At 67.5% G+C, this 26,711-nt stretch carries 23 protein-coding genes and 1 tRNA gene; 16 read left to right on the forward strand and 8 right to left on the reverse strand.

The window, feature by feature from the left end; translation table 11 throughout:
• The first annotated feature begins 1 nt into the window (after position 1).
• On the forward strand, positions 2 to 1,102 hold the full coding sequence (locus tag QM728_RS05015; RefSeq protein ID WP_415030950.1) for an ABC transporter ATP-binding protein: 1,101 nt from the start codon (positions 2 to 4) through the stop codon (positions 1,100 to 1,102).
• Positions 1,099 to 1,689 carry a suppressor of fused domain protein gene (locus QM728_RS05020; protein ID WP_415030951.1) on the forward strand — a complete coding sequence of 197 codons (591 nt, stop codon included), beginning with the start codon at positions 1,099 to 1,101 and terminating at the stop codon, positions 1,687 to 1,689. Before QM728_RS05015 ends, QM728_RS05020 begins: the two co-directional genes overlap by 4 nt.
• On the opposite strand, the gene QM728_RS05025 is transcribed toward QM728_RS05020, so the two are convergent.
• Together QM728_RS05025 and QM728_RS05030 are read right to left on the reverse strand one after the other, a co-directional pair.
• Complete coding sequence (locus tag QM728_RS05025) at positions 1,686 to 2,030, reverse strand: gamma-glutamylcyclotransferase family protein (protein ID WP_415030952.1); 345 nt, start codon at positions 2,028 to 2,030, stop codon at positions 1,686 to 1,688. The genes QM728_RS05020 and QM728_RS05025 overlap by 4 nt on opposite strands.
• 2 nt (positions 2,031 to 2,032) lie before the next feature.
• A complete protein-coding gene (locus tag QM728_RS05030; protein ID WP_415032835.1) occupies positions 2,033 to 3,076 on the reverse strand; it encodes a magnesium and cobalt transport protein CorA in 1,044 nt (347 codons plus the stop codon).
• On the opposite strand from QM728_RS05030, the gene QM728_RS05035 reads away from it, so the two are divergent.
• The gene (locus tag QM728_RS05035; RefSeq protein WP_415032912.1) at positions 3,067 to 3,633 is read left to right on the forward strand and encodes a hypothetical protein; all 567 of its coding nucleotides are present in this window, start codon (positions 3,067 to 3,069) and stop codon (positions 3,631 to 3,633) included. The two genes, QM728_RS05030 and QM728_RS05035, sit on opposite strands and share 10 nt — an antisense overlap.
• A 16-nt stretch (positions 3,634 to 3,649) precedes the next feature.
• On the opposite strand, the gene QM728_RS05040 is transcribed toward QM728_RS05035, so the two are convergent.
• The 4 genes from QM728_RS05040 to QM728_RS05055 form a co-directional block, all read right to left on the reverse strand.
• Positions 3,650 to 4,486 carry an SDR family NAD(P)-dependent oxidoreductase gene (locus tag QM728_RS05040; RefSeq protein ID WP_415030953.1) on the reverse strand — a complete coding sequence of 279 codons (837 nt, stop codon included), beginning with the start codon at positions 4,484 to 4,486 and terminating at the stop codon, positions 3,650 to 3,652.
• Between the two features lie 41 nt (positions 4,487 to 4,527).
• Complete coding sequence (locus tag QM728_RS05045; protein ID WP_415030954.1) at positions 4,528 to 8,319, reverse strand: multifunctional oxoglutarate decarboxylase/oxoglutarate dehydrogenase thiamine pyrophosphate-binding subunit/dihydrolipoyllysine-residue succinyltransferase subunit; 3,792 nt, start codon at positions 8,317 to 8,319, stop codon at positions 4,528 to 4,530.
• Between the two features lie 176 nt (positions 8,320 to 8,495).
• Positions 8,496 to 9,284: a hypothetical protein gene (locus QM728_RS05050; protein ID WP_415030955.1), complete on the reverse strand. Its 789-nt coding sequence runs from the start codon at positions 9,282 to 9,284 to the stop codon at positions 8,496 to 8,498.
• Entirely contained in the window at positions 9,277 to 10,302 is a 1,026-nt protein-coding gene (locus QM728_RS05055; protein ID WP_415030956.1) for a glutathione S-transferase family protein, read from the reverse strand. The genes QM728_RS05050 and QM728_RS05055 overlap by 8 nt, the downstream gene beginning before the upstream one ends.
• A 200-nt stretch (positions 10,303 to 10,502) precedes the next feature.
• On the opposite strand from QM728_RS05055, the gene QM728_RS05060 reads away from it, so the two are divergent.
• The 12 genes from QM728_RS05060 to QM728_RS05115 all read left to right on the forward strand — a co-directional run bounded on the left by QM728_RS05060 (position 10,503) and on the right by QM728_RS05115 (position 23,410).
• Entirely contained in the window at positions 10,503 to 11,129 is a 627-nt protein-coding gene (locus QM728_RS05060) for a PadR family transcriptional regulator (RefSeq protein ID WP_415030957.1), read from the forward strand.
• A gap of 71 nt (positions 11,130 to 11,200) precedes the next feature.
• The gene (locus QM728_RS05065; protein ID WP_415032836.1) at positions 11,201 to 12,637 is read left to right on the forward strand and encodes an MFS transporter; all 1,437 of its coding nucleotides are present in this window, start codon (positions 11,201 to 11,203) and stop codon (positions 12,635 to 12,637) included.
• Positions 12,638 to 12,761: 124 nt separating this feature from the next.
• Positions 12,762 to 13,976, forward strand: a complete 1,215-nt coding sequence (locus QM728_RS05070) for a metallophosphoesterase family protein (protein ID WP_415030958.1) — start codon at positions 12,762 to 12,764, stop codon at positions 13,974 to 13,976.
• Complete coding sequence (locus QM728_RS05075; protein ID WP_415030959.1) at positions 13,973 to 16,564, forward strand: AAA family ATPase; 2,592 nt, start codon at positions 13,973 to 13,975, stop codon at positions 16,562 to 16,564. The genes QM728_RS05070 and QM728_RS05075 overlap by 4 nt, the downstream gene beginning before the upstream one ends.
• A gap of 49 nt (positions 16,565 to 16,613) precedes the next feature.
• Positions 16,614 to 16,689, forward strand: a tRNA-Arg gene (locus tag QM728_RS05080).
• 262 nt (positions 16,690 to 16,951) lie between these two features.
• A complete protein-coding gene (locus QM728_RS05085) occupies positions 16,952 to 17,560 on the forward strand; it encodes a hypothetical protein (RefSeq protein WP_415030960.1) in 609 nt (202 codons plus the stop codon).
• Positions 17,557 to 18,972 (forward strand): hypothetical protein, encoded by a 1,416-nt coding sequence (locus QM728_RS05090; RefSeq protein WP_415030961.1) that lies wholly within the window; start codon positions 17,557 to 17,559, stop codon positions 18,970 to 18,972. Before QM728_RS05085 ends, QM728_RS05090 begins: the two co-directional genes overlap by 4 nt.
• A 389-nt stretch (positions 18,973 to 19,361) precedes the next feature.
• Positions 19,362 to 19,790, forward strand: a complete 429-nt coding sequence (locus QM728_RS05095; RefSeq protein WP_415030962.1) for a hypothetical protein — start codon at positions 19,362 to 19,364, stop codon at positions 19,788 to 19,790.
• 10 nt (positions 19,791 to 19,800) lie between these two features.
• Positions 19,801 to 20,013, forward strand: coding sequence for a hypothetical protein (locus tag QM728_RS05100; RefSeq protein ID WP_415030963.1), 213 nt, complete (start codon positions 19,801 to 19,803; stop codon positions 20,011 to 20,013).
• Positions 20,014 to 20,103: 90 nt separating this feature from the next.
• On the forward strand, positions 20,104 to 21,804 hold the full coding sequence (locus QM728_RS05105; RefSeq protein ID WP_415030964.1) for an Eco57I restriction-modification methylase domain-containing protein: 1,701 nt from the start codon (positions 20,104 to 20,106) through the stop codon (positions 21,802 to 21,804).
• A complete protein-coding gene (locus QM728_RS05110; protein WP_415030965.1) occupies positions 21,804 to 22,541 on the forward strand; it encodes a PaeR7I family type II restriction endonuclease in 738 nt (245 codons plus the stop codon). Before QM728_RS05105 ends, QM728_RS05110 begins: the two co-directional genes overlap by 1 nt.
• A gap of 5 nt (positions 22,542 to 22,546) precedes the next feature.
• Complete coding sequence (locus QM728_RS05115; protein ID WP_415030966.1) at positions 22,547 to 23,410, forward strand: hypothetical protein; 864 nt, start codon at positions 22,547 to 22,549, stop codon at positions 23,408 to 23,410.
• 35 nt (positions 23,411 to 23,445) lie between these two features.
• Here QM728_RS05115 and QM728_RS05120 read toward each other — a convergent pair whose 3' ends face one another.
• Positions 23,446 to 24,015, reverse strand: coding sequence for a transcriptional regulator (locus tag QM728_RS05120; protein WP_415030967.1), 570 nt, complete (start codon positions 24,013 to 24,015; stop codon positions 23,446 to 23,448).
• A gap of 641 nt (positions 24,016 to 24,656) precedes the next feature.
• Between QM728_RS05120 and QM728_RS05125 the strand changes: the two genes are divergently transcribed.
• Positions 24,657 to 25,871 (forward strand): MFS transporter, encoded by a 1,215-nt coding sequence (locus QM728_RS05125; RefSeq protein WP_415030968.1) that lies wholly within the window; start codon positions 24,657 to 24,659, stop codon positions 25,869 to 25,871.
• Positions 25,872 to 25,876: 5 nt separating this feature from the next.
• Here the strand turns inward: QM728_RS05125 and QM728_RS05130 are convergent, their stop codons facing one another.
• On the reverse strand, positions 25,877 to 26,710 hold the full coding sequence (locus QM728_RS05130; protein WP_415030969.1) for a DUF305 domain-containing protein: 834 nt from the start codon (positions 26,708 to 26,710) through the stop codon (positions 25,877 to 25,879).
• Position 26,711: the final 1 nt, after the last annotated feature.

Genomic DNA, 26,711 nt, shown 5'->3' on the forward strand with positions numbered 1-26,711 from the left:
CATGGCCGAGATCGTTGCCGACGGCATCACCAAGAGCTATCCGGACGGCTCGGTGGCCGTCCAGGAGCTGAACCTGACCATCGCCGACGGCGAGTTCCTCATCCTCGTCGGGCCGTCGGGCTGCGGGAAGTCGACGACGCTGAACATGATCGCCGGACTGGAGGACATCACCTCCGGTGAGCTGCGCATCGACGGACGACGGGTCAACGAGATGCAGCCGCGCGAACGCGACATCGCCATGGTGTTCCAGAACTACGCGCTGTACCCGCACATGACCGTGCGCCAGAACATCGAGTTCCCGCTCACGCTGGCCAAGCCGAAGCCGAGCCGTGCCCAGCTCGACGCCAAGGTGGCCGAGGTGTCGGCGATCCTCGGCCTCGACGACTACCTGGACCGCAAGCCCGCCCAACTCTCCGGCGGTCAGCGCCAGCGCGTCGCGATGGGGCGGGCGATCGTCCGCTCGCCGAAGGCGTTCCTGATGGACGAGCCGCTGTCGAACCTCGACGCGAAGCTGCGCGGCGCCATGCGGATCGAAATCGCCCGGCTGCAGGCCCGGTTGGGCACCACCACCGTGTACGTGACGCACGACCAGACCGAGGCGATGACCCTCGGCGACCGGGTCGTCGTGATGCGCGACGGGTTCGTCCAGCAGGTCGGGGCCCCGGCCGAGCTGTACCGGTCGCCGGCGAACCTCTTCGTCGCCGGGTTCATCGGCTCCCCGGCGATGAACCTCGTGCCCGGCCGACTGACCGCCGACGGCGTGGAGACCGCGCTGGGCACCGTGCAGATCGAGAACGCGCGCCACGTCGAGACCGAGGCGGTGCGCGCGCACAGCGATGGATCGGTGGTCGTGGGCCTGCGCCCCGAGCACCTGCGCGACCCGGCGGCGGGACCGGTGCAGCAGGAGATCGTCGCCGACGTCGACGTCCTCGAGTCGCTCGGCTCGGACAACTTCGCCCATCTGACGGTGCCCGGCGGCGAATTGATCGCCCGGCTCTCACCGGAGTCGCGAATCGCCCGCGGTACCCGCGCGGTACTCGGTTTCGACGCCGCCGACGTGCTCGTGTTCGACGCCAAGAGCGGCGTCAACCTCTCCCGATGAGCGACTGGTCGTCGGATGCGGTGGCCGACCATGTCGGCGCTGCGCTGGGCCTGACCCCGCAGCGCGCCTCGGTCACCTTCCTCGGCGCCGAGCCGATCGACGTGCTGCGCTTCGCCGACCCGGTGGCCCGCCAGCTCGTCTACGTGACGGCCGGCGCCTCCCGACGGCCGATGGCCGACCCCGGCGATCTCAACCCCGACCCGGTGCGCGGTCCGCGCGCCGAACTGGTGCTGCGCCTCGCGCCGCGCGGCGAGGTCCAGTTGCGCAACCTCCACCGCGCGCTGGCGATGCTCGCCGCCACGCCGATGGTCGAGGGACTGATCCTCGTCGACGACGCCCTCGTCGACCTCGGTGCGCCGCTGTGGGACGGCTCGCCGTTCACCGCGGTGCTGCTGGCGGACGACGACCTGGAGCCACTGGTGCTGCCGGAGCCGGCCGAGGCGGTGCGCTTCCTGCGCGCGGTCCCGGTCACGGCGAACGAAGCGGCCTGGGTGCGCCTCAAGGGCGCCCCGGCGCTGCGCGAGGCCTGGGTGGAGGCCGGTATCGATCCACTCGACCCGGAACGGGTCGCCGCGACCCTGGGCTAGGAGGGTGCGGTCGTCGCGAGGACGTAGACCCAGCCGAGCCCGCCCGAGCGCAGCGGGACCTGCGTGCGGGCGTAGTCGTCGACCTCGTACTCGTCGGCGGCGGCCAACTCGGCGTCGGTGACCAGGAAGGTCGTGCCCTCGACGGCGTCGTCGGGCGATCCGGGCACGAGGACCGGATGGCGGTCGCTGCCGCTGCGCTCGATCACCATCGGGTCGGTGATGGTCAGCATCTCGCTGCGGAACCCGACGATCGCGTCGGCCTCGCCGGGCAGGAGCCGCCCGAAGGTCGCCTCCTGCACCTGCGGCAGCTGCAGGGTGCCGTAGGAGAACAGCTTATGCACGGCTACAACCAGCCGTGCTTGCGGAAGTTGCGCCACAGCAGGAAGCAGACCGTCACCATCAGGCCGAGGATGATGAAGTAGCCGTACCGCCAATGCAGCTCGGGCATGTTGTCGAAGTTCATCCCGTAGATGCCGGCGATCATCGTGGGTGCGGCGATGAGCGCGGCCCACGCGGTGATCTTGCGCATGTCGGTGTTCTGCTGGATGCCGATCTTCGCCGCGGCGGCGTCCAGCATCGACGACAGCAGCATGTCGTAGTCGTTGATGCGCTCGGTGACGGTTGTGAGGTGGTCGGAGACGTCGCGCAGGTAGTTGCGCACCTCCGCCGGGAGCCAGGGGTTTGGCTCGACCAGGCGCTTGAGCGGCCCGACGAGCGGGGTGGCGGCCCGGCGGAACTCGATGACTTCGCGCTTGAGCAGGTACACCGGGTCGATGTGGACGTCTGAGCCGCTGAACACGTCGGCCTCGAGCTCGGCGATGTCGGTGTCGAGCTCGTCGGCCACGTCCACGTAGCTGTCGACGACGTGGTCGGCGACGGCGTGCAGCACGACCGCCGGTCCCAGTGCGAGGATCTTCGGCTGCTGCTCGAGCGCTTCCCGGATCGAGTGCAGCTCGGTGTGGTCGCCGTGCCGGACGGTGACCACGTAGTCCGGTTCGCCGAACATCATGATCTCGCCGGTCGTCACGACCTCGGCGGTCTCGGCGATCGAATCGTGGTCGACGTACGCGACGGTGCGCATCACCATGAACATGGTGTGGTCGTAGAACTCGAGTTTGGGCCGCTGATGGGCGTGCACGACGTCCTCGACGGCCAACGGGTGAAGTCCGAACACCTTCGCGACGTCGGTCATCTGGGCGTCGTCGGGGGCATGCAGGCCCAGCCAGACCCAGCCCTTGCCGGTCTTGCGGACATGGGCCAACGCCTCGGCGTAGGTGTACGGATGGGGATCGCGGACCCCGTCCACATAGACGGCGCAGTCGACGACCGGGTCAGCAGGCACGTCTGCAGATCCTAGGTCATTGCTACGGTGAGGGCATGGCCAGATGGGTAGTGCTGATCGCCGTGCTGTGCGGCGCGTTGACCGGATGCGCGGACGGGCCGGATCCGGTGCGCATCGGCGCCTCGCCGGATCCCCAGATGCAGATGGCCGCGGTGCTGTACCGGGGCGCGCTGCGCGCCCAGGGAATCGCCGTCGAGGAACCGGTGCGGATCGCCGGCGAGCAGGCCCAACTCGACGCGATGAGCGCCGACGACCTGGATCTGTTCCCGTCGACGGTGCCGCTCCTGCTGCGCCTCGTCGTGCCCGCGGGCGGGACCGCGGCGCTGCCGAAGCCGGCGGCCACCGAGTTCGGCGACGCCGACTACACGCTCCTGAGCCGGTCGCTGCCGGCCGGTGTCGCGGTCGGAGATCCGATGTCGGGGGAACAGCTGGTGCCGGTGTACCGCAGTGCACGGTGGGACCGGCAAGACCTCAAGGCGATGAACAAGGTCGTCGGCGAGTTGACGATGCCGGATCTGGCCGACCTGATGCGGCAATGGCAGGCCGGGAAAGACCAAGCCGCGCTGGTGAGCGATTGGCTCACCCAGCACGGCTTGGCGTAAGGCTCGGGTCTCGCGGCTAGTTGCTCGAGAACCGCTTCATCATGCTGCCGGTGACCTTGGCGGCGATGCCCTGGTAGCCGGAGGCGACTAGGCGGACCCACAGGTCCAGGGCCTTGGCGTCGTTGCCGACCAGCACGCGCGCCCGATTCTTCTCCACACCGCGCAGGATGATGTCGGCGGCCCTGTCCGGGCTCATCCGCAGCAGGTACTTGTCGAAGGCCTCGATCAGGCCGCGGTCCTCGGTATCACCCGACATGGTGGCGTTCTGTGCGATCGCGGTCTTGACGCCGCCCGGGTGCACGCAGGTGACCTTGACCGGGTGCTTGTTGACGATCATTTCCTGGTTGAGCGCCTCGGTGAAGCCGCGCACGGCGAACTTGGCCGAGTTGTAGGCCGATTGTCCGGGCTCGGAGAGCAGGCCGAACAGCGACGAGGTGTTGACGATGTGGCCGTCGCCCGAGGCGATGATGTGGGGCAGGAAGGCCTTGGTGCCGTTGACGACGCCCCAGAAGTCGACGTCCATGACCCGGTCGATGTCCTTGAACTCCATCGTCTCGACGTCGCCGTGGTGGGCGATGCCCGCGTTGTTGAAGATGGCGTTGACGCCGCCGAAGTGCTTGGCGACGGTCTCCGCGTACTCGAGTACTGCTTCGCGCTCGGCGACGTTGAGGAGCTGGGAGTGCACGTCGGCGCCGGTGGCCTTGACCAGGCGCTCGGTCTCGGCCAGGCCGTCGGGGTCGACATCACTGATGGCGACCTTCGCGCCGCGTTGCCCGAGCTTGACTGCCAGCTCGCGGCCCATGCCGGAGGCGGCCCCGGTGACGACGACTACTTTGTTGCGGAAATCCTTCATAGCGACACTGTACCGCCGACCCCGTATTCGGCCGAGAGGCGCTAGGACGTCGCCGGGGCGTCGACCTTCGGCCCGAAGGCGGTGTCGATGATCTCCTGCTGCTCGACGGCGTGCACCTTGCTCGACCCCGACGACGGGGCCGACATGGCGCGGCGCGAGATGCGGCGCATGCCGGTGAGGATGTCCGGCAGCATCTCCGGGAGCCACAGTCCCAGGAACGGCCACGGGCCCTGGTTGGCCGGCTCCTCCTGGACCCACACGAAGTCCTCGGCGTTCGGGTACTGCTCCAGCGTCATCCGCATCCGGCGGTAGGGGACCGGGTACAGCTGCTCGATGCGCACGATGGCGACATCGTCGCGGCCGTCCTTCTCCCGGCGCGCGGCGAGCTCGTAGTAGAGCTTGCCGCTGACCAGCAGGACGCGCTTGACCTTCGCCCGGTCGCCGCCGCCGGCCGCGAAGGCCGGGTCGTCGAGGACCGAGAGGAACTTGGAGTCGGTGAAGTCCGACACCGGGCTGACCGCGGCCTTGTTGCGCAGCATGGACTTCGGGGTGAAGACGACCAGCGGCCGCTCGATGCCGTCGAGGGCGTGGCGGCGCAGCAGGTGGAAGTAGCTGGCCGGCGTCGACGGCAGGGCGACGGTCATCGACCCCTCGGCGCACAGCTGCAGAAAGCGCTCGATGCGTCCGGAGGTGTGGTCCGGGCCCTGGCCCTCGTGGCCGTGCGGCAGGAGCATGACGACGCCGGAGGTCTGGCCCCACTTGGCCTCGCCGGAGCTGATGAACTCGTCGACGATGGACTGGGCGCCGTTGACGAAGTCGCCGAACTGGCCCTCCCACAGGACGAGGGCGTCGGGGTCGCCGACGGAGTACCCGTACTCGAAGCCGACGACGGCGAACTCCGACAGCGGCGAGTCGTAGACCATGAACCGACCCGGGTGCTCGGCATCCTCACCGGGGATGTGGTTCAGCGGCGTGTACTCCGAGCCGTTCTTGCGGTCGATCAGCACCGAGTGGCGCTGGGTGAAGGTGCCGCGTCGCGAATCCTGGCCGGACAGTCGGACGGTGCGGCCCTCGAGGACCAGCGAGCCGAAGGCCAGCAGCTCGGCGAAGGCCCAGTCGATGCCGCCCTCGCGCGAGGACTGCTGGCGGCGCTTGAGCACCGGCAGCACGCGCGGGTGCGGGGTGAAGCCGTCGGGCAGTGTCATGAAGGCGTCGCCGATCCGCGCGAGCGCCTGCGCGGAGACGGCGGTGACGAGCTTGGCCGGCAGCGTCTGCTCGGCCTCCACCGACGGACTGGGCTCGGGGGTGTACCGGTCGAGTTCCTTGACCTCGTTGAAGACGCGCTCGAGCTGGCCCTGGTAGTCGCGCAGGGCGTCCTCGGCCTCCTTGGTGGAGATGTCGCCACGGCCGATCAGCGCCTCGGTGTAGGACTTGCGGACGCCGCGCATCGTGTCGATGACGTCGTACATCGCCGGCTGCGTCATCGAGGGGTCGTCGCCCTCGTTGTGGCCGCGGCGGCGGTAGCAGACCATGTCGATGACGACGTCCTTCTGGAACGCCTGGCGGTAGTCGACGGCGAGCTTGGCGGCCCACACACAGGCCTCCGGGTCGTCGCCGTTGACGTGCAGGATCGGCGCGCCGATCATCTTGGCGACGTCGGTGCAGTACTCCGTCGAACGCGAGTACTCCGGCGCGGTCGTGAAGCCGACCTGGTTGTTGACGACGATGTGCACCGTGCCGCCGACGGCGTAGCCGGGCAGCATCGCCAGGTTCAGGGTCTCGGCGACGACGCCCTGGCCGGCGAAGGCCGCGTCGCCGTGCAGCATCAGCGGCAGGACCGGGAAGTCGCCGGCGCTGTCGCCGAGGAGGTCCTGCTTGGCGCGGACGAGGCCCTCGAGCACCGGGTCGACGGCTTCGAGGTGGCTGGGGTTGGCGGTCAGCGAGACGGTGATCTCGTTGTCGCCGAACATCTGGTAGTACTTGCCCTCCGCGCCGAGGTGGTACTTCACGTCGCCCGAACCGTGCGACTGCGACGGGTCCTGGTTGCCCTCGAACTCGGTGAAGATCTTCGAGTAGGGCTTGCCGACGATGTTGGCGAGCACGTTGAGGCGGCCGCGGTGCGGCATGCCGATGACGACCTCGTGCAGCTCGTGCTCGGCGCTCTGGTCGATGACCGCGTCCATCATCGGGATCACCGACTCGGCGCCCTCGAGGGAGAAGCGCTTCTGGCCGACGTACTTGGTGGCCAGGAAGGTCTCGAAGGCCTCGGCGGCGTTCAGCTTGCTGACGATGTACTTCTGCTCGGCCACCGGCGGCTTGACGTGCTTGATTTCGACCCGCTCCTGCAGCCAGCGCTGCTGCTCGGGTTCGAGGATGTGCGTGTACTCCACGCCGACGTGGCGACAGTAGGCGTCGCGCAGCACCGACAGGACGTCGCGCAGCTTCATCCGCTCCTGACCGTGGAAGCCGCCGACGCGGAACGTCCGGTCCAGGTCCCACAGCGTGAGGCCATAGGTCTCGATGCGCAGATCGGGGTGGGCGATGCGGGCGTCGCTGTCCATCATCAGCGGGTCGATGTCGGCCATCAGGTGGCCACGACTGCGGTACGCGGCGATCAGCTCGAGCACGCGGGTCGACTTGTCGACGAGCCCCGGGGGCACGTCCTGGCGCCAACGGATCGGCTCGTACGGGATGTGCAGCGCGGTGAAGATCTCGTCCCAGAAGCCGTCGTCGAGCAGCAGCTGGTGGACCTTGCGCAGGAAGTCGCCGGACTCGGCGCCCTGGATGATGCGGTGGTCGTACGTCGACGTCAGGGTCATCAGCTTGCCGACGCCGAGCTCGGCGATCTGCTCCTCGGAGGCGCCCTGGAACTCGGCCGGGTACTCCATCGCGCCGGCGCCGATGATCGCGCCCTGGCCGGGCATCAGGCGCGGCACCGAGTGCACGGTGCCGATCGTGCCGGGGTTGGTCAGCGAGATCGTCACGCCGGAGAAGTCCTCGGCGGTCAGGCCGCCCTCGCGGGCCTTGCGGATGATGTCCTCGTACGCCATCCAGAACTCGAAGAAGTCCTTCGACTCGCACTCCTTGATGGCGGCGACGACCAGCGCGCGGTTCCCGTCCTTGCCGGGCAGGTCGATCGCCAGGCCGAGGTTGGTGTGCGCGGGGGAGACGACGGTCGGCTTCTTGTCGACCTCGGCGAAGTGGCTGTTCATGTTCGGGAACGACTTGATCGCCTGGACCAGGGCGTACCCGAGGATGTGGGTGAAGGAGACCTTGCCGCCGCGGGTGCGGGCCAGGTGGTTGTTCACGACGATGCGGTTGTCGATCATCGCCTTCACCGGCACCGCGCGCACACTCGTCGCGGTCGGCACGGTGAGCGAGGCCGACATGTTCTTGGCGACGGCGGCCGACGCGCCGCGCAGGACCTTCGACGTCTCGGTCGGCTCGGCCTCGGGCTCCGGCTCGACGATCGGGGGAGTGCCGCCGGATCCGTCGCGGTTGGTCACGCCCACGCCCGAGGCGGCCTTCGTGGCCGGTGCCTCGGCGACCGGGGCGGGGTTCGGCGCGGGCTTGGCCGGCTCGGCGTCGAGGGTCACCGCGTTCGCGGTCTGCAGGTCGTCGGCGGGGCCGGCGGACTTGGCGGCCGCAGCCGGGGCGGGCGCCGCGGTGGCCTTCTTGCCGGCCGGCGCGGCGGCACCGTTCTGCGACGGCTGGTAGTCCTTGAGCACCTCGCGCCAACTCGGGTCCACCGAATTCGGGTCCTTCAGATACTGCTGGTACATCTCCTCGACCAGCCAGGTGTTCTGCCCGTAATCAGATGCCGGGGTGCTCACAGCGGTAAATCGCCTCAATTCCCTTTCGGGGAGCGGCCGCAGGGGTGGGGGCCGCACCGGAACGTGTCACATGCTCGTCGAGGGGCCCGAACTGCTCACTGTGGTGCGCCGATCACGCCCTCCAAGGGCATGCTACGCGTGCCGCGGCGCGCGTGTGCCGCGAGTGTCCGAGCCGGTCAGCGCGGCGTGTCGAGGCGGGGCGCCGCAGCGGGCAGCGACGGCTCGTCGGCGAGCCCGCCGTCGATGATCAGCGACTCCGGGAAGCGCCGCGGCGCGGGGCCGAAGGCGTTGCGGCTGTTCTCGATGATCTTCTTGCCCAGCGCCCGGTTTCCGACCGCGCCGACGCCCGCGCCGATGCCCGCGGGCAGCAGTTTGCCCATGATCATCGGGGCGCGCTTGATGGTGAACCGGCGCATGACCTTGTTCAGCATCTTCTGGTTGAACGCGGAGAGGTTCGCGCCCGGAATCGGGATGGCGCTCGACGAGAGGCGGCGGATCGCGGTGGCCCGCCCGCCGCCGACCAGGCGGCCGAGGGCGGTGATGCCCTCCTCGCCGAGGGCGACCGACAGGACGAGCGACTCGCGGCGCTGCTGATCGGCCGGATCAACCCCGTGCACCTCGGCGACGGCCAACGCCAGGAGCGCCGATGCCTCGAGGAAGAACAGCGTCTCACCCGCGACGGCGCCGAGGGCCGCCACGGTGCCGACGCCGGGGAACGCCGCCGTCGCGCCGACGGCGCCACCGGAGCCGGTCACGGCGAGCAGGAACTGCTTCTCCAGCCGCTCGATGATCTGCTCGGGCGACTCGTCGGGGTGGGCCGCCCGGATCTTGTTGACGTACTTGGCCACCGCGGGCGCCTGGAGGCGCTGGGCCTTGCGCAGGACCTTGTCGGCCGCGCCGACCGCGTGCGCGGGCGGCTGCGGGTGCTCGACGGTGCCGTCGATCGGCGGGTTGTGCTCAGCCATCGGTGGGTACCCCATTCTCTTTCGGGACGGTCTCGTCGGGTCGCGGCGGCGGCGGTGGTGTGCCGTCGCCGAAGGGTCGCCCGCCGAGTTGTTCGCGGTGGTGGGCGGTGCGCCACCCCCGCAGGTCTGGGCCGTCGGGCACGATGCCCGTCGGGTTGATGTCGGTGTGCACCAGGTAGTAGTGCTGCTTGATCTGGGTGAAGTCGACGGTGTCGCCGAATCCGGGGGTCTGGAACAGGTCGCGCGCGTAGGCCCACAGCGCGGGCATCTGGGCGAGCAGGTTTCGGTTGGTCTTGAAGTGGCCGTGGTAGACCGCGTCGAATCGCACCAGGGTGGTGAACAGTCGCACGTCGGCCTCGGTGATGGTGTCGCCGACGAGGTAGCGCTGGGTCGCGAGGCGCTCATCGAGCTCGTCGAGACGGCTGAACAACCGCGCGAAGGCCTTGTCATAGGCCTCCTGGCTGCCGGCGAACCCGCAGCGGTAGACACCGTTGTTGACATCGCGGAACACGACGTCGTTGATCTCGTCGATCTCGGCGCGCAGCGCCTCGGGGTAGAGCTGCGGGGCGCCGTCACGGTGGAAGTTGGTCCACTGCGTCGAGAAGTCCAGGGTCATCTGCGCGTAGTCGTTGGTGACGACGGCCCCGTCGCGCTCGTCGACGATGGCCGGCACGGTGATGCCCTTCGGGTAGCCGGGGAAGCGCTTCTCGTACGCGTCCTTGAGTCGCGGGATGCGCAGCACCGGGTCGACGCCGCCGGGGTCGAGGTCGAAGGTCCAGGAGTCGGCGTCGTGGGTCGGTCCGCACAGGCCGAGCGAGATCGCGTCCTCCAGGCCCAGGAGCCGGCGCACGATGAGGGTGCGGTTCGCCCACGGGCAGGCGCGCGCCGCGACGAGGCGGTAGCGCCCCGCCTCAACCGGGTAGCCGTCGGAGCCATCGGCGGTTATGCGCGTGTCGATGTAGCGGGTGTCGCGGACGAACTCCCGCCCGGGTTCCACATAGGTGCCCTGCGTGCCCATCGCGCCTCCTTCCGCTGTCCGATTCGGCGTAACACCATGCCAACGTCTCAGATCGCGCCAACGATTCCCGCCGCCGCTGTGACGGCGCACACACTTCAGGCTAGTCGGGCACGACTGTTGACGGCGCCGGCGGCCGGGCATATATTCCAACCGGAATATTCGGACCGGAGTAATTCGGACATGTCGACGGAGCGAGACCGGTGCCCAGTACGAGCGCGCGCGGCCAGAAGCCGCTGGACCTGTTGGTCCTGAGCATGCTCTTCGAACGCCCGATGCACCCCTACGAGATGGTGCAGCTGGCGGCCAAGCGTCACTACGACCGCCTGGTGAAACTGCGCACGACGTCGATCTACCACGTGGTCGCCCGGCTGGGCGAGCGCGGCTTGATCGCGGTGCACGAGGTCGAGCGCGAGGGCAACCGGCCCGAGCGCACGGTCTACGAGCTCACCGACGCCGGTCGGGCCGCACATCGCGCGGCGCTCGAGGCGTTGTTGGCCGACGTGCCGACCGAGTACCCGCAGCTGTACCTCGCGCTGGCGCAGGCCCATGAACTACCGCTGGCGGACGCGGCGGCGCTGCTGCGCCGGCGCCGGGCCGCCATGGTCGACCAACTCGCGCGCGTCACCGCGCTGATCGAGGGGGCCGACGAGCGGGGCGTGCCCGAGGTGTTCCGCCTCGACGGGGGGATGCGGGTCGCCACGCTGACCGCCCAGCTGGCCTGGCTCGACGACCTGCTCGACCGAATGGACCGCCATGACATCGCGTGGCTCGACGACGTGCTGCGCGATCAGAACCACACCAACCGATTGGACGGGATGTACCTATGACCACTGCTGAACAAGCCTCGCGGGGCCCGGGACCGGGCGTCGAAGGGCAGGACAAGAACCCCTGGCTGGCGATGCTGGCCATGTGTGTCGGCTTCTTCATGATCTTGGTCGACATGACCATCGTCGCCGTCGCACAGCCGAAGATCCAGGAGGCGCTGGGCGCCGACCTCAACTCGATCGTCTGGGTCACCAGCGCCTACCTGCTGACCTACGCGGTGCCGTTGCTGGTCGCCGGGCGCCTCGGCGACAAGTACGGGCCGAAGCTGATCTTCCAGATCGGCCTCGTCGTCTTCACCGCCGCCAGCGTCTGGTGCGCGATGTCGTCGTCGATCGGCATGTTGATCGCCGCCCGCGCCGTGCAGGGCATCGGCGCCGCGCTGATCACCCCGCAGACGATGGCGATCGTCACGCGCATCTTCCCGCCCGAGCGCCGCGGCGCCGCCATGGGCGTGTGGGGCATCGTCGCCGGTGTGGCCACGATGGTCGGGCCGCTGCTCGGCGGCGTGCTGACCGAGAGCTTCGGCTGGGAGTGGATCTTCCTGATCAACCTGCCGGTCGGCATCATCGGCCTCGTCCTGGCGCAGATCTTCGTGCCGCGCGTGGAGACCCACGACCACAAGTTCGACTGGATCGGCGTGATCCTGTCCGGCATCGGCCTGACCGCCCTCGTCTTCGGCATCCAGGACGGCGAGAAGAACGACTGGACCGGCTGGATCTGGGGCATGATCGCCGTCGGCGTGCTCTACCTGGTGCTGTTCGTGCTGTGGGAGGCGCAGCTGCGCCGCGAGCCGCTGGTGCCGCTGTCGCTGTTCAAGGACCGCAATTACTGGGTGTCCAACGTCGGCATCTTCGCGCAGGGCTTCGCGATCACCGGAATCATGATCCCGGTCATGTTCTTCCTCCAGCTGGTCGGCGGCATGTCGCCGATCCGGTCGGCGCTGATGATGGTGCCGATGGCATTGGTCAGCGGGATCCTGGCCCCGATCGTCGGGCGCATGGCCGACCGCATCCAGCCGCGCAACATCATCGCGACCGCCATGTTCTTCAACGCGGTGGCGCTGTGCTGGATGGCGCTGATCAACAAGCCCGAGACCCCGGTGTGGCAGCTGCTGCTGCCGACGATCCTGATGGGCATCGCCGGTGCGGGCATTTGGGCGCCGCTCGGCGCGACCGCCACCCGCAACCTGCCGTGGCACCAGGCCGGCGCGGGCGCCGGTGTGTACAACACCACCCGCACCGTCGGATCGGTGCTGGGCAGCGCGGGCATCGGCGCGCTCATGCAGATGCTGCTGCGCCACCAGTTCCCGGGCTTCGACATGCAGAAGGCGCAGCACGCCGCCGGTCCCGCCGGTCAGGCCCACCTGCCCCAGCCGATGAAGGAGGGTTTCTCGGTGGCCATGGCCCACTCGATCTTCCTCGCGGCCGCGGTGGCACTCGTGGCCGCCGCCGTGCTGCTGCTCCTGGTGCCGATGAAGCCGGTCACCCCGGCGACCGCCGCCGCGGAGTAGACGCGACGCGAATTGTCAGACGCTCCGGGAAATCCCGGAGCGTCTGACATTCGGTGGAGCGGGTGTCGTCCCTCGCGGCGGCGCCTCCCGGGTTTTGTCGGTGCGCGCTCCTACGATCGGGGGCGTGACCGCTTCGCTGTTCGACGACGACGCGCGCCTCGGCAACGCCGCGGCGCGCGGCACCGAGCGCGCCGTCACCTTCCTGCACACGGCGGACTGGCAGCTCGGCATGACGCGCCACTTCCTCCCGCCCGACGCCCAGGCGCAGTTCACCGCCGACCGGCTGGCGGCGATCGACCGGATGGCCGCGATCGCGCGCGAGGCGGGAGCACAGTTCGCCGTCGTCTGCGGCGACGTCTTCGACGACCCCCGCGCCTCGGCGCGGATCGTCACCCAGGCGCTCGACAAGCTGGCCGCCTTCGGCATGCCCGTCTACCTGCTGCCGGGCAACCATGATCCGTTCAACGCCGGGAGCATCTACCGCTCGACGGTGTTCGTCTCGCGCCGCCCCGACAACGTCGTCGTACTCGACCGGCCGGGTGCCCACGAGGTGGCCGACGGCGTCGACCTCGTGGTCGCGCCGTGGTCGAACAAGGCGCCGACCAGCGATCTCGTGGGGGAACAGGTCGCGCGCCTGTCCGCCGCCGACCGCATCCGCATCGTCGTCGGGCACGGCGGCACCGACGAGCTCTCGCCCGGCTCCGACCCGGCGATCGTCGCCGTGTCGCCGCTGGAGCGCGCGATCGCCGACGAGGCCGTCGATTTCGTCGCCCTCGGCGACCGGCACTCGGTCACCGACCTCGGTGACACCGGGCGGATCTGGTACTCCGGCGCCCCGGAGGTCACCGACTTCGACAACGTCGAGACCCGGTCGGGCGAAGTCCTCGTCGTCGGCCTGACGCGCGGGGCCACCCGGTCTGTGACGGTCACGCCGCACCCGGTCGGCACGTGGCGTTTCCGGTCGCTCACCGCCGACGTCGGCGGCGCCGACGACATCGACGCGCTGGCCGCCCGGCTCGACGACCTGCCGGACAAGGCGACCACCGTCGTGCGCCTGGGCCTGGTCGGCACGCTGTCGGTCGCCGACCACGCGGCGCTCGAAGAACTCCTGGAAGCGTCGGCCGACCGGTTCGCCGGACTGGTGCGGTGGGAATCGCGCGACGACTTGCACGTGGTGGCCGATCCGGCCGACGTCGACGGCCTGGGTCTGCGCGGCTATGCCGCCGACGCCGCGGCGCAGCTCGTCGACCAGGCCAACGGCGCCGACGAGGACGCGGCGCGGACCGCGCGGGACGCGCTCGGACTGCTGGGCCGCCTGGTGGGCGGTGACAAGCGATGAAGCTGCACCGACTGCGGCTGCGGAACTTCCGCGGCGTCCAGGACCGCGAGTGTCTGTTTGCCGACCGCGGCGTCACCGTCGTGTCCGGCCGCAACGAGGCCGGCAAGTCGTCGATGGTCGAGGCCCTCGACCTGCTGCTCGACGTGCCGTCGTCGTCGAAGAGCCGACGCGCCCAGGCCGTTCAGCCGGCGGGCCGGGACGTCGGCACCGAGGTGGAGGCGGAGATCAGCTGCGGCCCGTGGCGGTTCACCTACGCGAAGACCTTCAACAAGGGGCAGTCGACGTCGCTGATCGTCCACGAGCCCCACCCGGAACAGCACACCGGCAAGGCCGCGCACGACCGGGCGACCGAGATCTTGGGCGAGTCCGTGGACCTCGCGCTCCTGCACGCCTCCCGCGTCGTGCAGGACGGCGACGGAGCGGCGGTGGCGATGTCCGACAGCGCCTCGGTGACGCGCGCCCTGGACCGTGCCGTCGCCGACCAGGGGGACGACCCGGCCGACGGTGAGGACGGCGCCCTGCTCGCCGCGGTCGAGGCCGAGTTCGCGAAGTACTACACCGCCGGGCGCGCACAGCCGACCGGGGAACTGCTCGAGGCGCAGCGGCGGGAGAAGGCCGCGCGCACCCTGCTGGCCGAGCTCGACGCGGCACTGGCATCTGTCGACGAGGATGTCGAGGCGCTCGAGCGCCTGTCCGGGGAGCGCAAGCGCGTCGAGTCGGCGCAGGAACAGCTGGGCGCCGACCTGGAGGCGGCCGAGGACGCCCGCCGTGCCGCCTACGGCGTGCGGGACCGAACCGAGAAGGCGGAGTCGGCGGCCGAGGCGGCCCGCCTGCGCCACGAGAAGCTCCTCGGCGAGCAGCAGACCCGACGACGCGCCTCGGCGAAGATCGAGGAGATCGCGGCGGCCAAGGCGGCCGCGATGGCCGAGCGCACCGCGGCCGACGCCGCGGCCGCCCACGCCGACGCGGGCGGCGAGGAGCTGGAAGCCGCCCGGGTGGCGGCCGAAGCTGCGCTGGCGGATGCGCGCGAGGCCGTCGCGACGGCCGAGGCCCAGGAGCAGCGGGCCGCGGTGGCGCGCAAGCTTGCCGCCGCGACCGACCGGGTGAGCCGTGCCGAGGCGGCGCATCGCGCGCTGGCGGACGCGGAGCGGGCACTCACTGACAACACCGTCGACGCCGCTGTGCTGGCACGGGCCCGCGCACTGCGCGACGAACTGGTGTCCCTCACGGCGCAGGTCGACGCCGCGGCCACGACGCTGCGCGTGGTCCGCCTCGGCGGGCAGCCGGTGCTGGTCGACGGCGCGGACGCGCCCGAAGCGTCGATCCCGGTGGTGGGGGAGACCGTCGTCGAGGTGCCCGGCGTCGCCCGCATCGAACTGCGGGCGCCCAGCGCCGCGGTCGACCTCGACGCCCGGCGCGATGACCGCGCTGCGCAGCTCGACGGGCTGTGCGTCGCGCACGGGGCCGACGACGGCGATGCGCTGATCGGTCTCGGTGAGGCGCGGCTCGCGCTGGAACCGCGCGTCGCCGCGGCGCGAGCCGACCTCGACCGCATCCTCGGGGGAGCCACCCTCGACGACCTGCGCGCGACCGTCGCGGACCTGCGGGAACAGGTCGGCGACGCACAACCGGTCGAAGACCCACCGGATCTCGCCGCGCTACGGGCCGCCGAGCGCGAGAGCGCCGCCGCGCACCTGGCCGCTGAGCGCGCTGTTGCCGCGCACGAGGGTCGTCGTGCCCGCCTCACCGCCGCCGCCGAGCACGCGGCCGCAGCGGTGGACCGCCACGAGCGGGAACTCGACGAGCTGGTGGCCGCGCAGACGGCCTTCCGTGCGGTGCTCTCCGACGCCGCCCTGGATGCCGACGTCGCGGCCGGCGCCGAACGGGCCGAGTCGACGGCGGCCGCGGCGCGCCAGCTGCGCGCCGAGTTGGCGGCCGCAGACCTGGCCGAGGTGGAGAACCGCGTCGAGGTGCTCGACAGCCGGATTGCCGCTCTCGCGGCCGAGCACACCGAGATCGGCCAGCGACTGGCGCAGGCCCGCGCCCGCATCGACCTCTGCCGCGAGGACGCGCGCACCGACCGTCGCGAGGAAGCCGCCGCCGCGCATGCCGCCGCCCGGGCCGAGCTGGACCGGGTCACCGCGCGCGCCCGCGCGGCGCAGACGCTGCGCGCCGTCCTGAACGACCACCGCAGCGCGGCCCACGCCCGGTTCAGCGAACCGTTCCGCCGTCACCTGGAGGACCTGGCGCGGCCGCTCTTCGGCGACGACGTCCGCTTCGACGTCGACGATCAGCTCGGCATCACCGCCCGCACGCTCGACGATGCGACGGTGTCCTTCGACGAACTCTCGGTCGGCGCGCGCGAACAGATCGGGATCATCGCGCGGCTCGCCTGCGCCATGCTCGTCGACGAGGCCGATGGCGTTCCGGTCATCATCGACGACGCGCTGGGGCACTCCGATTCCGAGCGCGTCGCGCAGATGGCGCAGGTGCTCACGCGGGCCGGAGAGCACGCCCAGGTCATCGTGTTGACCTGTGCGCCGGAGCGCTATCGCGAGGTCGCGACCGCCCGCACCGTCGCGCTCTAACCCCGTTGGAGCACCGCCCGGCGGTGGGATAGGCTGTCGAGCGTCCCGAGCCCCCGTAGCTCAGGGGATAGAGCGTCTGCCTCCGGAGCAGAAGGCCGCAGGTTCGATTCCTGCCGGGGGCACCAAACCTGGTTCCTTCAAACCCTCGCCATTGTGCGGGGGCGTTTGTTGGTCCGACCCCCGTCTGAGGCGTCCTCGTCGGCCCCAAATGCCTTGGCATAGGCGCTGAGCGAGCCGAATGGCTCGCTCAGCGCACACTTGACGTTGCGGTCGGTGGAGCGGATTGCTGGAGACTTGGGCGTATCTGCCATCTTCTTGATGAAGAGCTAGTTTTACCTGGGCGTTTGGGTCCGTTGAATCCAAATTCGCGCGTGCTACCTTCCGTACATGCCTGGGCGTGAGCGAATGCACCAGCTTGGACTCGAAGGTGTCCACCTGGCGCAGAAGATATTGGAGAGCACAACGTGGATTGAGCTTCCGATGGTTGCTTCACACAATGAAAATGCATGTGCGCTTGACATGCTTGACGGTTCAGAGAAGGTATTCGACGCAGCGGGACACATTCTGCGAGACCCAATGACGCAGCTGTACGTCGAGTGTAAGAACTACACGACTGCAGGAAACCAGGCCACTGAGTACAAGGAGTTCCTGGCCCACGCCTACAGCCACACCGCGTACCAAATCGAGGAGCGCAAGAGGGATCCGGGCGTGGAGTTCATGTGGTTCACCACCCACCCGTTCGGTGTCACGGGATGGAGTGATCTCACTTCGATGTCGGCGGTTCGTGCTGCAATCGCGGAGTACTCCGGACTGCTGGGGGAGGTGCCAGACAGCACAGGAGCCATGGTTCCGCGGCAGGTGGACGATGAGATTGCGCGCAAGGTCGCCGAGAGGGTCTGGCTCGTAACGGTGTCACATCGTCAGACCGAACTCACCCTCACGCCGGCTGAGCTGAGCAGTATCGAGGGAATCCTGAACAGGAAGGGTCGATCATGACTCGGATCGATGACGTCCGCGAGGCTATCCGACGAGCGATGGATGAACCGAGCCAAGACGCTGTTGTCAGTGGGGTCAAGGGCATTGTGGCCAGCGAGATAAATGGTCTCGACTCGTCCGTGGAGATCACTCTTACGAGCAACTTCAATCACACATACCTGCCAGACATGTTTCTCTCCTGGCCGGGTAGCGGGAACAAGTCTGCACCGAGGCCCGTCTACCTTAGAAACACTTTCAGTGAGGGTGTGACTAACTACGAGGTGCGAGAACTTGAAGGGTCGGAGCCCATCGTTCTCGGCTTGACCAGTGCGGAACCGCAGGATGTGGCGCCAGTTAGAGAGAGCGTCAACCTCACAAGACAGGTACTCGTCTCCGACGTTGATTCGGTAGCGACCCTGCGAGCTGAGACCACCAGTTCCAATGCGCCGCAGTCACCGGTGCTTCGGGTGGTTCAGTCCAGCATTCTCCGATTGGGTGAAGGTTTGCTCGACGGCGACCTCGCATCAGGACTGGCCGATGCCGCCGAACGCGTTACGTCGACCGAGGCCCAGACTGCGTCGCAGGGAATGGCCGACCTGGAGCGCTATGCGTACTCGGTGTACAACGATACCGGGGCCTACCAGCTGAGCAGAGCTGCGCAGATTATCCAGGCGGTCACGACTGGGCAGGCGCTACCCGCAGATGTCGAGGGCGGCAGATTGAGCGAATCGGACGTTCGCATCCTCTTGCCGTACTTGCTGGCCCGGCACGATATTCGGGATGACAGCGAGCTATGGGATCGAGTTTCTCGGCTTGTTGATCTGTCTGACCTTGAGGATGTCCGAGAACTAGAAGACGCGGACATCGTGCTCTCGCCTCTCCTGACCTCGAGTGCACTTGACGGATGGACTGCCGTCCGAGCCACCTTGGTCGCCAACAGTGATGCTGCGGCCGGGGATGCGAGCGAGACGACGTGGCGATTGCGTTCAGGTTTGCTAACTGCTGAAGTTGGCCCGTGGCTTCTAATTTTTGCGGGCGTCGATAAGCGGAAGCTAAAAGGTCACGATGACAGTGTCCCGGCAATCTGGGAGGACATCTCATTGTCGGCCAGAGCGCTGGCTGTTGACGAGGCAGACCTGCGTGGAATTACGCGGCGAGTGTCGATCTCTGCGGAGGAATCTGGGAACGTCCTCCGGGATGTCGATGAGCTGACCCAGACGCTCACAGATTCATATCGGGTCATCAGCATGGGTGTGCGTGTACCTGGGTCAGAGTTCGATGCAACCATCGATGTGGACTTCAAGAAGATGCTCGCTTCAGCCGAAGGCCATTCGTCGGTTCGAGACATTGGAACGGTTGCACTTCTACTTCTGGGGCGAAGGGAGCCAACACGACCGTCGTGGTTGGCGGTAGTTCCCACGTCAGACTCCTGAGTCATGAGTCCGCGATGGGTGCTCGACTATCAGTTCGGCGCAGCGACTCAGTTGTGTCAGAGGTCGCCGGTAGCGTCGGAGGCGGCTGCAAACAGCACGACCTGGCGACTCATATGCCTGACGACACGACCAACAACAACCCGGATGGCGCGCAGGGCGTTCCTGAAGGCAGCGCACCCGAATCGGAACACGCCCGCCTTGTCGACATGGGATGGAACGACTCCGTGAAAGGCAGTGCTGCACCTCATGAGATGAAAGGCGTCCGACCCTGAGCCAGGGCGACTCACCGGCAGCCGCCGACGACAAGCAAGAACGACAAGACACCTGATAAAGGGCAGGTCTACCTCGAGCACCTCCGCGACGTCCGCTCGGGCGAGGAGGCGCGGCTCATGATGATTCAGTCCCGGGCTGAGTCGCTCACGAGAACGCTGCTGGCAGCCCTTGGCCTCTGCGTCACACTCGGATCGTTGGGGCTTCGAGGAGCGCAGATCCACCTTGGCGCATGGTTCGCCGTTGCTGCGTCAGCTGCGCTCGGTCTCGTGGCACTTGGTATCGCCATTCATGTGGCTGTGAAGAGTGCCAACCGAAGTGCCACCAGTATCAAGACGGTCAAAGACATGGCCTCGGAGGAGTGGTTCGACCACCCAGGTCGTCTCGCCCGCTTCACCGTTGCGCAGCGGCTTCGTCAGTCAATCGCAGTCGATCGAAAGCTCACCGAGAAGGAGGCAGGTGTGCTCGAATGTGCACGGTGGGTTGCATTCGCCTTCATCATCAGCGCAGTGGGCACGCTGGGCTGTGTCGTATGGATGAGAAGCTGAGGAAGGTCGTGTGGCCATCGCAGAACTGATCACGACCGGCTCCGTGAACCTCGGTGGCCGAGATGTCACGTCATCCGACACCACGACCCTACTGACCGCAACCGAACGAACAGTTGAGATCGTCGCCCCTGCCTCACTCGGCGTCTTGGGGGAGTTGTCTGTATCTGTGCCGACTGAGGCGCTTCGTGCACTGCTTGCCGAGCTCGACGGCGCGGCGAACTAATCCTGTCCTAGGTCGCCGGTAGCGTTGCTACCGAATCAATTCGACCTGAAGTGGAGTCGTGGGCATGAGTAAGACCTGGCGGTGGAGCCTGTGACGGCAACGCTGCCCGATCACAGCACGGGTGTGCAGGCTGCCGCGCTGCTGGATATCGCCGAGCGAGCTTACGGTCACGAAGAGAAAGCCCGCGGTGCCATCTTCACCCGCACTGCAGTCGTCGACTTCATGCTCGACCTCGTTGGGTACACCGCTGACCGGCCGCTTCACACCCTGCGACTCCTGGAGCCTTCGTTTGGTGGTGGGCGATTCGTGCTTCGCGCTGTGGATCGCTTACTTGAGGCCTGGCGCGCAAATGGTGGCAGGGACGCCAGCGAGCTCAGTGACGCTGTCCGGGCAGTTGAGCTCGACACCGACACGTTCGAGCAGTTCACCGGTGTCTTGGTCCAGCACCTCGTTGATCATGGAATCGAGAAACCCGCAGCGGCTGAGTTGGCTTCTACCTGGCTGCAGCACGAAGACTTCCTCCTCGACGGCGACCATATGGCGTTCGATTTCGTCATCGGCAATCCGCCATACGTCCGACAGGAGCTCATCCCTGGCGAGCTGCTGACGATCTACCGATCGATGTACCCGACGATGGTGGGTCGCGCTGACCTGTATATCGCCTTCATGGAACAGTCACTCGACCTGCTAGCTGAGCGCGGCAAGCTGAGCTTCATCTGTGCCGACGCCTGGACTCGCAACGACTACGGCCGTGGAATCCGAGCGAAGATTGCCCAGGACTTCGCACTGACGCACTACGTCGACATGTACGGAATCGACGCATTTGAAGTGCAGGTCGGTGCGTACCCGTCGATCACGGTGATCGAGCGCAGAGACTCGACGCCGACGCGTGTCGTTCACGCGGCTAGTGCTGAGGCCGACTACCTCGAAAACCTGGCGAGCAGCCTTCGAGGTGATGCCGGCCTGTTGCCGGATGTGCGTGATCTGGAAGCCGTGCGAGGCGCTGCCCCCTGGCTGCTGTCTACAAACGCTGGGGTGGCAGTCATCAACGACCTGGAGGCGCGGTTCCCGACCGTGGTTGAGGCTGGCTGCCGAGTGGGGATTGGCGTCGCGACTGGCGCTGACAAGGCCTTCATCGGGCCGCTTGATGAGCTAGACGTCGAAGACGGTCGCAAACTCCCGTTGGCCACGAACAAGGACGTGCCGGGCGGTGTGCTCACCTGGACTGGCAAGGGTGTCATCAATCCATGGCGCGATGAGGGTGGTCTCGTTGACCTTGCCGAGTACCCACGTTTGGCCGCGTACCTTGGCCAGTTCCGGGAGCAACTTGGTCGCCGGCACACAGCCAAGGGTGATGTCGAGCGCAAGTGGTACAAGACCATCGACAGGATCACGCCGAGCCTGACGCATGAACCGAAGCTCCTGATCCCGGACATCAAGGGCAACGGTGACGCTATTGCGTACGATCCTGGGACGCTCTACCCACATCACAATCTGTATTTCATCACTTCGGCGACGTGGGATCTGCGTGCACTCCAGGCGCTCCTGAGGAGCGGTATTGCTCATCTGTTCGTGGCGGCGTACTCCGTGAAGATTGGTGGTGGCTACCTGCGCTTTCAGGCTCAGAACCTGAAGCGAATCCGTGTCCCACAATGGGACACCATCGCCGAAGCTGACCAGTCAGAGATGATGCACGCAGGTGAAGCCGGCGAGAAGCTGACCACCGACCTGCTAGAGCGTATTTACGCCCTGAAGTCAGGCACCCTGGCATTCCTCAACAAGGAGAACTGATGGCGATTGATCTTGGCGACTTCGACCAGGACACCGCGCGTGCTGTCCAGCTGTTCTGGGAGACACGGGGTCGAGCTGCCGACGACCAGCGGGCTCGTGGTGTCGTCGATCAAGGCGAGCGCGCCGGAGTCACGAATGGCAAGACTATGGATGGGTTCGTACGTCTTATCGCGGATCTGGTGAGCTCAAATGGTCTTCCCGACGCTGAGCTGTATGAAACGCGCGGCGTGAACACGTTGCCTGGTTACTTTCGGCCGACGAAGGACTGGGATCTCCTCGTCTTGAAGGATGGTGTGTTGGTGGCGGCCATCGAGCTCAAGAGCCAGGTCGGGCCGTCGTTCGGCAACAACTTCAACAACAGGACCGAGGAGGCTATCGGTTCGGCGGTCGATCTCTGGACGGCTTACCGAGAAGGTGCACTCGGTAAGCAACCGCGACCATTCGTCGGCTGGCTGATTCATGTTGAGGACGCGTCAGGATCCAGGAAACCCGTGCGAGTCTCGGAACCGCACTTCAACGTGTTTCCGGAGCTCAAGAACACCTCCTACCTCGCGCGTTACGAGAACCTCTGCCGACGACTGGTTCTCGAACAGCACTACACCGAGACAGCGCTCATCACGTCAACCCGGGAGGGTGGTCGCCAAGGCGAGTACAGCGCGATGAGCAATGAGACGAGTCTTCAACGCTTCGCAGCAGTGTTCGCTGGCCACATCGCGGCGACAGCGAGCCAGCTGTAGAAGCGATGGCTGACCAGATCGCTCCTGACTTCGGGGAAGCCCGGCGGCGGCTCGCGCGTGCGACGATACATCGGAATGAAATGGCCGATCTGCACCGCACGTCAATCGACCGGTATGGCTTGCAACTTGAGACGAGGTCTGTGGGCACGGAGGCGCAGGTCGTCATTCGATATACCTCCGATCCGTTCTTGGGGACGATCTTCGGTGAGTGGTTGGGTTCGATCCGTGCGGTCCTTGACCATGCCTTCTATCAGCTCGCAATCCACGAGACCAGCAAAGATCCTCCGACCCGTAAGGGTGATCGCCAGTTCCCAATCTGTAGGGATGAGGCTTCGTTCGACGCACTTCTCCTGTCGAAGGGTGCACGGCCACTCCACGGATTCAGTGACGAGATGATCACCGCGATTCGCACGATGCAGCCGTTCAACGGCAAGTACGGGCCGGACGGTGACGCCCTCCTTTGGATTCATGACCTCGCCCGACAAGACCGGCACCGAGTGCCCTGGGAGATGGGCGCCCTGATTACCGAACTTCAGGTACGGGTGGCTGAGTCGGAGGGGCACCGGGTGGTTCACGCCGAGGCGCTCGACCGATCGGGGACACCCGCTGTTGCGTTTCCAGACGATGACCTGATTGTTGCGTGGTACCGGTGCCGCACCGAGGTCGACGCAATGTACCTGGCAAACGGGAACATCGAGGTCGGTGCGAAGTCGGAACTGGAACTGCGTGACTGGTACAAGGACGCTCATGCACGGGGCGTCTCGCAGAACATCAGGAACGACCCTCTTGGTCAGCGGATGGCTTTTGTCGAGCACTTCCTAGGTCTGACCTTGGACTCGTTCGAGAAGCTGACGCGAACCGTTCGCTAGCGGGGATTGGACCTGTCTCCCGAAGGGGGCTCCCTTCACCGCCTGCCACTGATGTCTACATGCGTATCTCCGCCCATGGTTGTCGCATAGATTCGGATTCCGTACCCGGTACCGCGAGTGTCCGCACAGGTCCAGCCTGCGTAGCTGACGGTCTGCTCGACAAACTCCTTGGGTTCGCCGAGGCGGGTGAGGATCGAAACTGCAAATCGCTCCGCCGCGATCCGGTTGGGGTGGAGGGACTCTCCGAAAAAGTCGCCGGTCGTAATGTCCTGGAACTCGACGATGTGCCAGCGGAATTGTTCGAGCGACTCGATCGCTGACTTTGCCTCGGCAATCAGTCGGGCAGTGGGATTCATGGCCGACGTAGCGCTCTCCGGACTGTCGGCTATAAGGAAGTGACCACCATTTCTCCCGGGTCGTGCTTCGACCATCCCAGCGGCGATCAGCGGTGCATACGCCGAGCGACCAGGTCTGGGGCCAGCGCCGTCACCGAAGTACTCGCGATTGAGATCATCCAGGCTCGGCAAGGCATCACCCACCTTGTACTTGCCGGCCTCGATGGCGGCGTAGAGCTTGTCAGTGACCTCTGCAACCGTGTGCAACATTGTTTGTTCCTCGATTCGATTCGGCTGATGCCGTCGCGGACCTCTTCCGCTGCAACCACTGTATCAAAAGGATTTGAAGGTTTACGTATATTTAAGATCAGCCTTCCTGTCTCGGAGGTACCTGGGCTGCTGCCGAAGTTCGACGCCAGCCCGCCTGAGATTTGTTGCGATCGTGCTGCCCGCCACCTTGTACTCGCGGCCGAGGGCTTCTGTTGAAGCTCCGGCTCTGTACTCCTCGATGAGTCCACGCTGCTCCGGTCACGGTGTGCTGAGACTGTCGCTCGGTGGACCTTGTACTTGCGAGGCAGCTCGACAATCCGCACACCGGACTTGTACTCGGCAACCAGGCGTTTCACCTCGTCGTCCGACAGCAACCGGTGCTCGGCAACGGCCGGTATCGGTGCCTGAACGGGCGCTGGACGCGCAGTCGCAGGCGGTGGGGCCTTGGCCACCAGCTTGGTGAACTGAGGTGTTGGGTTTGAAAGCGCGCCGTGCAGGCGCACAGCTACATTCCTGCCGGCCTCCGGCCGGTGTGCACCTACTGTGTTTGAAAAGGTTCCAGGCAGGCGCACAGCTACATTCCTGCCGGCCTCCGGCCGGTGTGCACCTATTGTGTTTGAAAGGTTCCAGGCAGGCGCACCATGACCGCACCGCCCACACCAGCGCGCCAGCGCGTACCCGGCGTCATCTGGGTGCTGGTCTCCGCCGCCTTCGTCATCGCCCTCGGCTACGGCGTCGTCGCGCCCGCATTGCCCGAGTTCGCGCGCAGCTTCAACGTCTCGATCACCGCCGCCACCATGGTCGTGAGCGCCTTCGCGCTGATGCGACTGGTCTTCGCGCCGGCCACCGGGCCACTGGTGAAGCGCCTGGGGGAGCGGCCGGTCTACCTCGCCGGTCTGCTGATCGTCGCGGCGTCGACCTTCGCCTGCGCCTTCGCGCAGGGCTACTGGCAACTGCTCGTGCTGCGCGCGCTCGGCGGCGTGGGATCGGTGATGTTCACCGTGTCCGCGATGAGCCTGATCATCCGGATCTCACCGTCGGCGATCCGCGGCCGGGTGTCCGGCGTGTACTCGTCGAGCTTCGTGTTGGGCAGCATCGTCGGCCCACTGGTCGGCGGCGGGGTCGTCGGCCTGGGGTTGCGCGCGCCGTTCGTTGTCTACGCGGTCGCGCTACTGGTCGCGACGGCCGTCGTGTGGGTGGCGCTGCGCCGGTCGACGCTCGTCGGCGACGTCACCGTGCACGCGGCCGGCCCGTCGCTGCGCCAGGCGTGGGCCGACCCCGCCTACCGCGCCGCACTGGTGACGGCGGTCGCCTACGGCTGGCTGTTCGCGTTGCGCACCTCGCTGCTGCCCCTGTTCTTCAGCGATCCGTCCGCGCTCGGCTCCGACGTCCGGATGGCGGGCTTCGCCCTGGCCGCGTACGCCGCCGGGGACGTGCTGGTGATGATCCCGGCCGGCCGGGCGTCGGACCGCTATGGCCGCCGACCGTTCCTGATCGCCGGGATGCTGGTGTTGGGCGCCTCGACCGCGGCGCTGGCGTTCACCCACACCGTGGCCGCCGCGCTCATCGTCACCGCCGTCGCCGGGATGGGCACCGGGTTGATCGCACCGGTCATCCAGGCCACCGTCGCCGACGTCCTCTACGGCGGACGCGGCGGCACCGCGCTCTCGACCTACCAGATGGCCCAGGACGGCGGCACCATCGCGGGCCCGGTGATCGCCGGCTTCATCGCCGACCGCTACGGCTTCGGCGCCGCATTCTGGCTGACGGCGGTCCTCGCGGGGATCGTCGCGGTGCTGTGGTTGTTCACCCGCGAGACGGCGGGCCGCGACGAGGAGCCGGTCGCCCCGGCCTGACGCCCTCAGCCCAGCGGCTTGGCGCCCCGCTCGGCGAGCAACTGCTTCATGGTCGCCTCCTCGCCGGTCTGGGCCTGGTTCATCTGCTCGGCGAGGGCGCGGACGTACTCCGGCGCCCCGTTCTTGGGATCGATGGCCATCCCGGTCATGTGGTGGCCGCCCTCGTGGTGGCGCAGCATCAGCTGCAGGAAGTAGGTGTCGGACGCCGCGCCGCGCAGGCTGCGGAACTTGTCCATCTCGGCGCCGGTGGCCATCCCCGCCATGATCGGCTGGTCGCCGGCGGGTGCCGCGGCCGACGTCGGGGCGCCGCCGTGGTCGTGGCCCTGCTGACCGTGGCCCTCGTGGCCGTGGTCCCCGTGCCCGGCGTGGGCGTCGCCGGTGGCGGGGCAGTGCTCGTCGACGTGGCCGTCGGCGCAGTGGTCGTCACCGTGGTTCATCCACGACATCGGGGCGCCCGGGTTCTTCAGCGGCGCACCCCACGACTGCAGCCAGCCGGTCATCTGGCCGATCTCGGCGCCTTGATCCGACAGCATGCCGACGGCGAGCTCGCGGACCTTCGGGTCGACCCCGTTCGCGATGACGATCTTGGTCATCTCGACGGCCTGTTCGTGGTGCACGATCATGTCCTGGGAGAACCCGATGGCGGTGGGTCCGGCGCCGGCGTGGTGGTCGTGGCCGGCGCCGGAATCGCCGCGGTTGCCGAAGGCCAGGCCGAGGCCCGCGCCGATCAACAGGGCGGCAATCGCGACCAGCGCGGTCGTCAGCCACCGGGGGCGGCCGTCGGCCCGCGGGTCGTCGTCGGATGTGGATTCTGCGGGGGTCGTCGCGTCATTCGCCATG

The sequence above is a fragment of the Gordonia sp. (in: high G+C Gram-positive bacteria) genome (genome assembly GCF_047602025.1).
GTDB lineage: Bacteria > Actinomycetota > Actinomycetes > Mycobacteriales > Mycobacteriaceae > Gordonia.